This window comes from Dyadobacter beijingensis DSM 21582, assembly GCF_000382205.1.
Lineage (GTDB): Bacteria > Bacteroidota > Bacteroidia > Cytophagales > Spirosomataceae > Dyadobacter > Dyadobacter beijingensis.
In genome coordinates, this window is the sequence record NZ_KB907789.1 from 1,055,712 (window position 1) to 1,068,250 (window position 12,539).

The window sequence follows — 12,539 nt, forward strand, 5'->3', positions numbered from 1 at the left end:
TTAGCCTCCTACTCCTCATGCAACGCAACAGCCGGATGTATTCTGGCCGCTTGCTTGCTGGGGAACCAGGCGCAAAGCGTTACAATGATATAAATTACTACGACGGCGGCAAAGATCGCTATCAGGTATATTTCCTTGTCGAGGTCAAAAACGTTCATCAGGGGGAACTGGATGGCGAAAATCAGGCCTATCACGAGGCTGAATGTCGCGAGCACCCATATTTCGCCCAGGAACTGCGTCGTTACCTTCGCTTCGGTGGCGCCCATGGCGCGGCGCAGGCCTATTTCTCCCTTCCGTTTGGCAATATTCAGGTTCAGTACCCCGAACAGCCCCAGTGCCACGTTCGTCAGCAGGAAGCCGCTCACGATGAGGAATATCAGTACCGGCACGAGTGTCAGGTTTTCCCGGTTTTTACGCGAATCTTTGAGATACCCTACTTCCACGCCCCAGCCGGGCAGCATCACCGCTACTTCCTTTACCAGCCTCGCTTCGAATGCCGCGTCGGTACCGGGTTTGGTCTTGATGAGGATATTCGAATTCCAGCGGTCACTTTTTTCCAGCATTTGAAACAATGCGGGATTATCGGACATGTATTTTCCCTTGCCCTTAAACTTATCCACGATGCCCACGATTTTGTACATCGTCTTGTCATCGCGCTTCACGACCTTGTTCAGCCCCGATTCATTTTGAAACAACTTGTCCTCCATCACCTGGTTGATCACGACCGGGACGAACTTCCCGACCAGATCGCCCTCGGCGTACCAGCGGCCCTTTTTGAGCGGCAGGTCCAGCACATTGGCCAGCTCGGTATCGGTATAATAGAAATCCGCGCCCACATTCACCTTGTTATACTCGACCGAATTACCGATCTGGTTGGCCGAAAACGGCGTATTGCTGCTCATACGGCTCGCCGCGGTCACTTCGGGATAGGCCTTGACCCTTTGCAGGGCGCGTTGCAGTTTTGCGGCAATTTCCGTGGTATCCTGGTTGGAGGAGAGTTCGAGGTTCCATACATTCTCATACTGAAAACCGATGGGTTGCAGGTAATTTCGCAGGTTAAAAACAATGAGCGTCAGCACGCCGAAGAGGACCATAAAAGCGGCCCACACCTCGATCATCAGCAGCGAATGCGTGCCTTTTTTATTCCATATCAATTTAAAAAGATGTTGCAGCATGGAATTTCGTTTTGAATGAGTGAATAACTGAATGCAGGGTGGCGCCTTTGTTCATCATACTTTGAGCGCCTCCGCGATTTTCAAACGGGACATCCGGAAGGCCGGCAGCACGCCCGACAGCAGCCCGAAAACGAGGCAAACCACGACGCTGACCAGGAACACGGACACATTGATCGTCAGGTCGGCATAGGCGATCCAGCCGCTCGCGTTGATAAAATGGATCACCACCCATGTCAGCACCAATGCAAATGCGCCGCCGATGAACGTGATGAAGATGTTTTCAATGATAAACTGCCATAACAATGCCCTCGAAGGTGCCCCGAATGCCTTCCGCACCCCTATTTCCGATGCCCTTTCAAGAATGCGGCTCACATTCACATTCACCAGGTTCACGGCGGGTAATCCCATGATCATGAGCAGCACCAGGCCCACGATCGCGTAAAGCGCCACCCGGTCCTTATCACTGCGGGTAAACGTGTTCAGAAAATGATCGAAATAAGTATCGGCCTTCACTACCAGCACGCTCATTCGCTGGCTGTCGGGAATCTCCGACTTCGGGATACGGGCAATATGGCTATCGAATTCCGCCTGGACGGCCGGCAGATCAGACGCTTTTCTGGCCAGTACAATGGCGACGAATCTCCCGCGTAAGCCCTTCTCCTCATAATTGCTTTTGGGAGCCGTGTAGGGGAAGTAAACGTCCGAATAAGTGTACACACGCGTCGGCGGACTGCCCTTCACGACGCCTATCACGCGGTAATTGATGTTTTCGATGTCGATCGTCTTCCCTACCACCGTGGCGTGGTCGCTTCCGAAATATTGGTCGCGCAGCGCGTCGGTGATCACCGCCACGTGGTCGGCATTTCGGATGTTGGTATCATCGTAGGGCTTGCCTTCGAGGAATTCGAAGTTAGTTACCGACCAGAATTCCACGTCGGTATACTTGGTGTTCAGCTTGATGCGCTTGCCATTCACATAGGCATTCGAAAAGCCGAAATTGTTCATAACCGCGACGCGCTCGGCGGTTTTGAGCGTTTTGGCGTATTTCTTCAAGAAGTCGAAAGAAGCCGGCCCCGACGACATCGACGTGTTCGCCGAATCGGTTTGCATAATGGTGGCAATATACAACGAGCGATCGCGGTTGGTTTCCGGGTAGTGCGCCCCGAAAAGATGGTCGATAAAAGACGCCACCACCATCAGCACCGTCAGCGTCAGCGTGATGCCGAACAGGGTGATAAAAGTATAGAAAGGATGCCGCAGCAAGACTTTCCAGGCGATTTTGATATAGTTCGTGAGCATGACGTTAATGTTTAATGTAGTAGCGATTGGGGAGGTTGTCCGCCGGCGACCGACCGCGGACCGCCGATTACTTATGGTTCCTGTGATGATAGCCACCGGCTGTCGCATGTTTGCAGTCGGCAGTCGGCAGTCAGCCGTCGCCCCCTAACTAACCTGCGTTCCGTCGAACAGCCTTACCAGCCGGTCGGTTTTTTTGGCCATCGCTTCGTCGTGGGTTACCATGACGATCGTGGCGCCGTCGGTGTTCAGCTTTTGTAGAATGCCCAGGATTTCGTTGCCCATGGCACTGTCAAGGTTGCCCGTCGGCTCATCTGCGAGGATGATTTCCGGCTTGCCGACGATGGCCCGCGCGATGGCCACGCGCTGCTTCTGTCCGCCCGATAATTGCTTTGGAAAATGCTTCATCCGGTTGCTCAATCCTACCTTTTCCAGTGCCTCCTGCGCGAGCTCCCGGCGCTGCTTCGCGGAAGTATTCCTGTAAAGCAGCGGAATTTCGACGTTATCTATCACCGATAGATCATTGATCAGGTGAAAGCTCTGGAAAATGAAGCCCAGCTTGCGGTTGCGCAATTCGGCCAGGTGCTTGTCGGTATAACGCTCTACCGGGCTGCCGTCAATCTCGATCTGTCCCTTCGACGGCGCGTCGAGCAGCCCGATAATGTTCAGCAATGTACTTTTCCCACAGCCCGACGGCCCCATGATCGAAACGAATTCCCCCTTCCTCACATCGAGGTTGATGTTGTTGAGGGCCAATGTTTCAATCGAACTCGTACGGTAAACTTTTTCGATGTTTTGTAATTTGATCATGGCACGTTGCTTGTATGTTGGATGTTTGTTTTTATGACCGCCGAACGGCTGTCTGTTACGGTGGCGTTTTGCGATCTGTTTTAGATGTCTTTTGTGTTTAACTCAAATTCAAAATCAATAAAAATGATCCCGAAGCGGCGCTTCGTGTCAACGATTCCCTATCGGCGCACCCAGAGTCGGTGGTCCGCGGTCAATAAGCAATTTTCCTCCCCCGCTCGAAATCATAAAGCGTCAGCAGCCGCAAACTGTAATACGCCTGCCAGTAATCGCGTAGTGCGAGGATGTAGTCCCGGCGGGCGATGTCTTTTTCCTGGGTGGCGATGCCGAGGTCGGTGACGCTGAGGTCGCTTAGGATGAACCGCTCCTTGGCGATCTGGTAGCGGTCGGCCGCGATGCCGTCTGCTACCTGCGTAAGTTTGACCTGCTTTTGGAGCATCTGCAAAAGGGTGACCTGTGTGAAAATTTCCTGCTCAAAGGTAAGCTTATCCTGCTCCACCGATTGCTGCGCAAATTCCCGGTTGGCCCGCGCCACTTCGGTCCGCGCCTTGTTGCGGCCCCAGGTGAGGATCGGCAAGGTCAGTTGCAGCTCCACAAACTCGCGGTCCTGCGGGCTCCGGTACACGTCGCGCGGGAGGTTACCCTGGTTGGAAAGCCCGAAGTTGGCATTCAGGGTTGCGTTAAGGCCGTTCGTTTTGCGGGCGTCATCCACGTCACGTTCCGCTTCGAGCAGCCGTCGCCGGAATGCGACCGAGGCCGAGCGGTTGGCAAATGCCTCGTCGAGCGCCAGCTGCGGGTCTATCGCAAACTCCGCAGCTTCCACAGGAATGCCCAGTTCCAATGCCCGCTCGTCGCGGGAGCCCATGTACATTTTCAGCTTCAATGAGGCTACCGCCGCGCTCTGCTGGGCCGAAGCAAGGTCTTTCTGAGCGGTCAACAAGCCCATTTGCAGTTGCAAAAGGTCGTTCTGAGAGATTTTTCCCAGTTCCAGCTTATGCCCGGCAATTTTGAAAAGCGTATCATTATTGCTCCGGTTCTTCTCGGCGATCTGCAAATTTACCTGCGCCACCAGCAGGTCGAAATAGTAACCCGTAGCGTCCAATGCCACCTGTTCCAGCGACTGGATGTATTGCTGGTTACCCTCCTGGAATTTCAGCGGCGAAATCTTGCGGTCCCATTTCAGCGGGTTGAACTGGAAAAGCGGCTGTTTAATGCCTATTTCAAACGGCACCCCGTTGTAGCGCGTCACATCCCGCTGAAAATCGTCGAAACGCTGCATTTGCTGCTGCACGTAAATGGTACCGCCCGTCATGGCGATGCTCTGGCTGAGCGAAAGGTTCAGCATGGAGTTGTTGTTCGAAACCGGCTGGAATGAAACCGTACCGTCGGGCTGTATTACCTCGATGTACGACCGGGTAAAGCCCGGTACCGTGCCGAGCAGGCTGAGCTGCGGCTTGTAATCGGCCAGGAACGAGCGGTATTGCCAGTAATTGGTCTTCTTTTGCGTGACCGCCTGTTTTGAAGAGATGGATTGCTCACGCGCCTGCTGCACCACTTCTTCGAGCGTGAGCTTGCGTACCTGCGCGGAAACCGTACGCGCGAGCAGGAGGATGAAAACAAGGGTAAAGAGCTTTCTCATAATGGTCATTGAATGGTCAGCTCTTCGAGGTGTTCGTAATCGTTCATATTGATCAGTATGACCTTCTCACCCTGTTTCAGGCCGCTTTTGATCTCTACATAATCAAAGTTCGACAGCCCGGTTTCGATCGGCCGGCGGCGCGCGGTGCCGTTTTCCAGCACATACACATATTGCTTACGCTTGCCTGTGAACGCCGGCCCATTGGCCACCCGGAGCGTTTTTGCGCTTCTGCTCGTCACCACGTACACCTCCACCTTCATATTCGGCCGCAGCGATTCATTTTTGGCATTATCGAGTTGAATGGTAAAGCCGATAACGCCGTCCTTCACGGCCGGTTTCACCTGCGTGATCACCCCGCGCAGCTGCGTCTCGTTGATTTTCACAATGGCCGAAAGCCCTGCCTTTACCTGGTCGGCGTATACGTCGGAGCAGCTGCCTTCCACCCTGAAACTCCCCAGATCGGCCACTTTCGCCAGCATTTCGCCTTCGTTGACCGATGAACCGATATTCTCGTTCACCCAGGTAAGTACGCCGGGCCGGTCGGCGATAATGTCGGCCATTTTGAGCTTATGCTGTAATTCCTGCAAGTTTTTACCCTCGATCTGCGCGCCGAGCTCGGTTTCGCGCAGGCTGGCGCCCATCGATTGGCGGTTGTAAGTCAGGTCGTTTTCGAGCTGCTTCTTTTCCAGTTCAGCTATTTTCAATGCATTTTCCGCCCGGGTAATGTCCTCTACTGTCCCGCCGCCTACTTTCTGCAAGCGTTTGGCATCTTCAAAATCCGCTTTCAGCTTATTGATATTCAACGACTTGATCTTATCATTGATCTCGGCATCGTACAGGTTCTTGTTCAGTTTCATGCGCAGCTGGTCGATCCCGTTCTTTTTCAATTCCAGCTGGTCCTTGTAGCGCTCGAATTCAATTTCGGTCAATGATTTATCGAGCTCCACGATGGGCTGGCCCGGCTTCACGCGGGTTCCGGGTGTGAGCAGGATGCGCTTGATACTTGCGCGGATGGGGCTGGTAAAAATCTGTTCGTAAGCCGGGATGATCTCGCCGGAGGCAGTGAGCGTGTTCTCGACGTCGCCGGTCTCCACGGTTCCCGTTCTTACGCGGGCCTTTTCGAGCGTACTGGAAAGCGATTGTTTGAAAAAATAAAAGAGCACTGCCAGCGTCGCCACGGCCGCGCCGATGACGAGCCATCGACGGTTCCTGCTTTGCTTGACATATTCCGGCGCAATTTCCCGATCCATGTGGGTTGGTTGGAGGTTTTCTGGTGAAAAAATTCATGGCTAATACCCATTCATTTATCCGAAATCCGTGCCAATACATAACTAACTACAAATCAAATATTTACACCCAATTATAAAAACAAAAAACCGTGCGATAACGCACGGTCGGTGTGATTTCAAACACTGTTAACTTTTCGTTCAGGTCTTCAATTTCTTCTTTTTCGCCGCCGGAAAAAGGATATTGTTCAGGATCAAACGATAGCCTGCCGAGTTTGGATGCAGGTTCAGATCGGTCGGTTCCTCGCCTACGCGGTGCTGGTAATCTTCGGGATCGTGGCCGCCGTAGAAGGTAAAGAAGCCCTTACCATGCGTGCTGTGAATGTAGCGCGCCTCTTTCGCATTCTTATTCTCGGCGAGGATAATAACCTCCGGTTTGATGAGCCGGTTTTTAAATGCGGTCGTCTGGCCCAGGAAGCCTTTGATCATCGTCTGGTGGTTCTGCGTGAGCATGCTGGGCACGGGGTCCCATTTGGCCGAAAACTGGAACAATGAGAAGAAGTCGTTCGACTCCACGAGGCCGCGCTCGTCGGGCTGGTTGTCAATATCCGAAAATTCGATTTCGTACGGGTAAGGGATCGTTTTGAAATCCTGGAATGCGAAGGAATTTCCGTAGTTCAGTTTCGTGTTCGCGCTCGGGTCGGCCGGGGTGCCGTCGTACATGGCGTCCACAATGTCGATACCGTCGGCAGCCAGTGCGATATCAAACGTATCGGTGGCATTGCACATCGCGAACATATAGCCTCCGCCGGTCACGAACTCGGCGATCCTTTTGGCTACGGCCAGCTTCATCTGCGGCACATTGTTGAAGGAAAACTTGTTGGCTGTCTCTTCTGCTTCCTTCTTCTGCTCGCGGTACCAGGGGTAATCCTTGTATTGGAAAAACTTTCCGAACTGCCCGGTGAAATCCTCGTGGTGCAAATGCAGCCAATCGTATTCGGGCAGCTTGTTGTTAAGTACCTCGTCGTCGTACACCACATCGTAGGGGATTTCGGCATAGGTGAGCACCAAAGTCACGGCATCGTCCCAGGGAAGTTTGGATTTGGGCGAATACACGGCAATGCGGGGTGCTTTTTGCAGTTTCACCGCATCCATATTCACATCGGGCGCGCTGATCTGGTTCAATATCTGGCCCGCCGCGGCATCGGAGATCACCTCAAAACTCACGCCGCGCACGGTCATTTCCGAAGCAAACTGCTGATTGTAAGCTACCATAAAACTGCCGCCCCGGTAGTTGAGGAGCCAGTCCATCTCCATTTCATAGTTTTTCAGTATCCAGTACGATATGCCGTATGCCTTTAAATGGTTCTTCTGCGACTCGTCCATCGGGATCAGCAGGCGGTTCGCCATCGCGTTCAACGAGCCGATCAAAAAAATGACGAGCGGGATATACAGGCGTATCACTGGTTTGATTCTTTCGACTTTCATGCGCAGTTTTACATTCAGGTAAAGATTAAATATAACAAAGAAACCGTCACGATCCGAAAATTATCCCAAAACTCGTACCGGTTCCTGAGGATCAGCTTCCAATACTAACGACCAAACCCTGTTTCTGGTGCGCCAGTTTTAGACCGCTATGATAATACGCGAAAATATCGAAGAAGGCCTGCGTTCGATCCAGAGTAACCTGCTCCGCACGGTACTTACCGCCATGATCATCGCCATCGGCATTACCTCGCTCGTGGGCATTCTTACGGCCATCGACGGCATCCAGGGCTCCGTCAACAGCAGCTTCGCCGACCTCGGCGCCAATACTTTCACCGTCCGCAACCGCGACGACGACAATTTTCGCCGCGGCGGTCGCCGTAACAAGCAGTACCCGCCGGTAAGCTACCGCCAGGCCCGCACTTTTGCCGATAAATTCAAAGCCACGTACGAAGCCACCGCCTCGCTGTCCGCCGACATCGCCGGTGCGGTGCAGGTGAACTACCGGAGTAATAAAACCAACCCGAACAGCAGCGTCGTCGGCTCCGACGAGCAGTATCTTGGCGTTAACGGCTACAAAATCGACCTGGGCCGTAACCTGGACAAAAATGACCTCGAAAATTCCCTGAATGTTGCAGTGCTGGGCCAGGAAATTGCCCGCAAGCTGTTCGAGCGTAACGACCCGATCAACAAGGAAATCACTTTTATGGGCAGCCGGTATAAGGTAGTGGGTGTATTACAAAAGAAAGGTTCGCTCGGCGGCAACAACGACTCCGACCGGCTTATCCTGATACCGCTCGAAAGCGGCCGCGGACTCGCCGCTAACCGGACCCTCACCTACAATATCACCGCCTCCGCCCCCAACGCCGCCGACGGCGACCTGATCGTGGAAGAAGCGCGTGGTATCATGCGCCGCATCCGCAACGACGAGCTGGGCAAGGAGGATTCGTTTACGATCGACCGTGCCGATGCCATGGTGAAGGATTTTGAGAGCATTACCGGCTACCTGCGCATCGGCGGCTTCGTGATCGGTACGGTAACGCTGCTGGGCGCTGCCATTGCATTGATGAACATCATGCTTGTGTCCGTGACCGAGCGCACGCGTGAGATCGGCATCCGCAAATCGCTCGGCGCCACGCCGCGGGTGATCCGCATGCAGTTCCTGATCGAAGCCATCGTGGTATGCATCCTCGGCGGCATTGGCGGGCTGATCCTGGGCATTATCGTCGGCAACGGCATTACGGGCGTGATCAGTCAGAACAGCACGTTCGTCGTTCCGTGGCTCTGGATGGCCGTCGGTATCGCCATATGCGTGATCGTGGGCGTGCTTTCGGGCATTTATCCGGCCATCAAAGCATCCCGCCTCGACCCGATCGAAGCATTACGCTATGAATAAGGTGGTTAGCTTGCGGCATCGAATTTTCTCACAAAAAACTCGCGAAAATTTGCACCCGGGGCTTGCGTAATCTTTTTTTCTGCCTACTTTTGCACTCCCAACAAGTAAGAGAATGCCCAGATGGCGGAATCGGTAGACGCGTTGGTCTCAAACACCAATGAGGTTACACTCGTGCCGGTTCGACTCCGGCTCTGGGTACAGGAAAGCCCTTCAACGCAAGTTGAGGGGCTTTTTTTGAGTGTATAGTGAATCATTCGCTCCGTAAACTCTTAACCGGATTCATTAACGCTGCCTTAATACTCTGAAAACTAATCGTAAACAATGCAATCCCTGTCGCCAATAGTCCAGCCAGGGCGATGACCCACCAATCGAGGGCGGTTTGATAGGCGAATCCTTGTAACCATTTATTCATGGCATACCAGGCAATGGGTGACGCGATAACGATGGCAATCAATATCAACCTCAGGAAATCCTGGGAAAGCAAGCCTACAACTCCGGCGACGGTCGCGCCTAGCACTTTGCGTACGCCTATTTCCTTTGTCCGCTGCTCGGCCATGAAGGCAGACAGTCCGTATAAACCCAGACAGGAAATGAAAATGGCGAGTCCGGCAAATAGGTTGAAAATGCTTCCCATTTGCTGTTCGCTGCGGTAAAGATTGTCGAGATCTTCGTCCAGAAAACCAAAGGTAAACGGGAACGCGGGGTTTAGTTGTTGATTGATCTTTTCCAATTCTTTGATCGTCTGTTCGTTATTGCCGGCAGTGGTTCGCACCATTACCACGCCGCCCCATTTATTTAGACGCAGGATCAGCGGCTCCATCGCATACTGCAGGGATTTGAAATGAAAATCCTTGACAACCCCTATGATCGTTCCCTTGGTATCGCCAAAAGTCAGGTTTTGTCCTACTGCATTCCCGAGATTCATACCCATGATTTGCATTGCTTTTTCATTGATCATATAGCTGGAACTATCCCCCGAAAACGACTCGTCGAAACCCCGACCAGCCAATACCTGCGATTTGAAAACTTTCACGAAGTTTTCATCCACATCCAGCGAAGGGAAGACGACCTGGTTGCGAGCAGTTTGTCCGTCCCATACCACATCGACAGTGCCGGTTTCGAGCGTAGTAGGCAAACCTGAGATGACTGTGAAATTTTCTGTCAATGGATTTTGGGCCAGTGACGCTTTGAGTGCCTGTTTCTTCTCGCCCAGCTCGCCGGTCATAGCCAGATAAAGCAAGTTGGATTTGTCAAAACCAAGGTTCCGATTTTTAATAAAATCGAGCTGTTTGTAGACCACCGCCGTGCCTACAAGCAGTACAATGGCGACCACAAATTGCGTTACCACCAGCGCATTCCGGAAAAGCAAGTTTCCCCGAGCGACTCTCAACTTACCTTTCAGCACTTTTACAGGCGCGAACCCCGAAAGGAAAAATGCTGGGTAGCTGCCGGAAAGCAAGCCCGTCAATATTGCAATGCCGATCAGGCTCAGCAACAGTTTTCCATCCAGCCAATCAATAGCAAGGGATTTCTCTGTCAGTATTTTAAAGACTGGTAACAGCAAGTACACCATACCGATCGCAATTACCAGCGAGAGGAAGGAGAAAATAAAGGATTCGCCAAGGAACTGAAAAACAAGCTGGTACCGATTCGCTCCCACTACCTTGCGCAGCCCAACTTCTTTGGCCCTTCGCTCGAAACGGGCCGTAGCCAGGTTCATGAAATTAATGCACGCGACAACCAGAATAAAAATCGCGACAACGAAGAAAATATTGACATACTGAATGTTGCCGTGCCCTGGAAGATCGATCTGCAGATTGGAATGCAGGTGGATATCCGTCAGCGGTTGGAGCTGGAAATCGATTTTGGCAGTCGCGCCGTGGGTCTTGAAAATTTTGGCAATTTGTTGGAGAAGGTTCTGTTGGGCGGATTCGGATTCCGCCGTTTTCTCGTCTAGTTCGAGATAGGTATAAAAGTTAAAATTATTCCATGTGTCGTTTTGTAAATCCCAATTCCACTTGGCCATGGTTTTCATGGGGATGATGACATCGAACTGCAAATGAGAATTGGAAGGCGTATTGGCCAGAATCCCAGCAATGGTAAAGTTTTCATTGTTGTTGATACGGATTGTCTTACCCACGGCATCGCGCGTTCCATAATATTTTTCGGCCGTTTGCTGCGTAATCAATATCGCCCCCGGATCTTTTAGCGCTGTGGCCACATTTCCTGACAGCAGGGGAAAAGAGAAAACCTGCAAGAAATTGGAATCTGCAAAAAATACACGTTTCTCTTCCACCCTTTTTTCGCCCACTTCGAACAGTGCAGGAAAGGGCTTGCTAATTCTTACCCCGGCTTTTATCTGCGGCAACTGCGCCTGCAAGCCTCTCGCCATACCGGCAGCACTGACGGCCGCTTTGAAGTCGCCGGCACTACAGGTGATGCGGAACAGCTGATCGGCCCGGGAATGGAACCGGTCGTAACTCAGCTCGTTTTGCACCCACAACAGGATCAGAATGCTGCAGGCCAGACCGATAGATAAACCAGCAATGTTCAGTACAGAATATGCTTTTTGACGAACAATGTTTCGCCAGGCGATTTTGAAATAGTTTTTTAACATATCAGGGCTAAGAGAAAATGGTTGTTCATATTTTGTTTTTTGCTGGCGCCTGCGGACAAATGGCGGGACCACGGTTACCAGATTCAGCAGATAGTGCAGCAGTGCCTTTCGTTTTCCCGAACGCTGATAAGAATACGCGTATAATTCGTCCAGGTCTCCTTCCACTTCCTCAATCGTATTTGTGGGATGCAGCCAGCGAAGCAGTGTTTTTGCCCACCGTGGCGGTTGGGTCACCTTCATATGTTGCTCAGCTTTAAAATGTCATCGGGCATTAGTTTCCAAAGCCTGTTACGCAGGTGCTGAATATCGGCCAATGCGGCTTTTCCCAAAGCTGTGATCTCAAATAGGCGTTTGCGTCTCCCGCCGCGCTCAGTAGTCGCCCCGCCCAGCTCAGAGGTAACAAACCCTTTCTCTTCCAGACGGATCAATGTGTTATGAATCGCTCCAAAGGTGACGACCCTGCCCGTTTGCTCCTCAATTTCCTGAGAGACCGTGACGCCGTAAGCACTCCCGTCGTGGATTGCGATCACCATTAAAACGAGTTCTTCAAATTCTCCTAAATACGTCCTGCGCATTCCAAAAATGATTAGTTTATATTTTATAGTACAAATACAATGCTAGATTTGGAGAAGGATAAAAAAATGGCTTCCTGAGACTGTTTGACTGGGTCTTGGAGAAATTCAATGTTCGCAAAGGAACAGGTTGCGTCCGGTTTCGAACAGCAAATTCCGTCTTCTGGTAAAAAAACGGCTGTTCATTCACAAAACACACCAATCCGCAGCGCTAAACACCGTCAAACACATTGACTAAAAATCAAGTTAAATCAGATATTTTACACAAATCAACCAGCATTCGGTTCGACATTTTTTCCGTTGTGCGTACAAAAGTGTTCGAAATA

9 protein-coding genes and 1 tRNA gene are annotated in these 12,539 nt (G+C 51.9%); 2 read left to right on the forward strand and 8 right to left on the reverse strand.

From position 1 onward, the window contains the following. Positions 1-8: 8 nt before the first annotated feature. From H144_RS0123035 to H144_RS0123065, 6 genes are all read right to left on the reverse strand, one after another. Positions 9-1,175: an ABC transporter permease gene (locus H144_RS0123035; RefSeq protein WP_019944479.1), complete on the reverse strand. Its 1,167-nt coding sequence runs from the start codon at positions 1,173-1,175 to the stop codon at positions 9-11. Between the two features lie 54 nt (positions 1,176-1,229). Beyond that, positions 1,230-2,474, reverse strand: coding sequence for an ABC transporter permease (locus H144_RS0123040; protein ID WP_019944480.1), 1,245 nt, complete (start codon positions 2,472-2,474; stop codon positions 1,230-1,232). Positions 2,475-2,618: 144 nt separating this feature from the next. Beyond that, positions 2,619-3,281 carry an ABC transporter ATP-binding protein gene (locus H144_RS0123050; RefSeq protein WP_019944481.1) on the reverse strand — a complete coding sequence of 221 codons (663 nt, stop codon included), beginning with the start codon at positions 3,279-3,281 and terminating at the stop codon, positions 2,619-2,621. A gap of 190 nt (positions 3,282-3,471) precedes the next feature. After that, positions 3,472-4,926, reverse strand: a complete 1,455-nt coding sequence (locus H144_RS0123055; protein WP_019944482.1) for a TolC family protein — start codon at positions 4,924-4,926, stop codon at positions 3,472-3,474. Then, the gene (locus tag H144_RS0123060; RefSeq protein WP_019944483.1) at positions 4,923-6,167 is read right to left on the reverse strand and encodes an efflux RND transporter periplasmic adaptor subunit; all 1,245 of its coding nucleotides are present in this window, start codon (positions 6,165-6,167) and stop codon (positions 4,923-4,925) included. The genes H144_RS0123055 and H144_RS0123060 overlap by 4 nt, the downstream gene beginning before the upstream one ends. Positions 6,168-6,344: 177 nt before the next feature. Next, positions 6,345-7,631, reverse strand: coding sequence for a hypothetical protein (locus tag H144_RS0123065; protein WP_019944484.1), 1,287 nt, complete (start codon positions 7,629-7,631; stop codon positions 6,345-6,347). Positions 7,632-7,779: 148 nt separating this feature from the next. On the opposite strand from H144_RS0123065, the gene H144_RS0123070 reads away from it, so the two are divergent. Both H144_RS0123070 and H144_RS0123075 read left to right on the forward strand, forming a co-directional pair. Then, complete coding sequence (locus H144_RS0123070) at positions 7,780-9,024, forward strand: ABC transporter permease (RefSeq protein WP_019944485.1); 1,245 nt, start codon at positions 7,780-7,782, stop codon at positions 9,022-9,024. Between the two features lie 114 nt (positions 9,025-9,138). After that, positions 9,139-9,222, forward strand: a tRNA-Leu gene (locus H144_RS0123075). A gap of 52 nt (positions 9,223-9,274) precedes the next feature. Here H144_RS0123075 and H144_RS0123080 read toward each other — a convergent pair. Both H144_RS0123080 and H144_RS0123085 read right to left on the reverse strand, forming a co-directional pair. After that, entirely contained in the window at positions 9,275-11,881 is a 2,607-nt protein-coding gene (locus H144_RS0123080) for an ABC transporter permease (protein ID WP_019944486.1), read from the reverse strand. Then, a complete protein-coding gene (locus tag H144_RS0123085; RefSeq protein ID WP_019944487.1) occupies positions 11,878-12,216 on the reverse strand; it encodes a PadR family transcriptional regulator in 339 nt (112 codons plus the stop codon). The genes H144_RS0123080 and H144_RS0123085 overlap by 4 nt, the downstream gene beginning before the upstream one ends. Between the last annotated feature and the right edge of the window lie 323 nt (positions 12,217-12,539).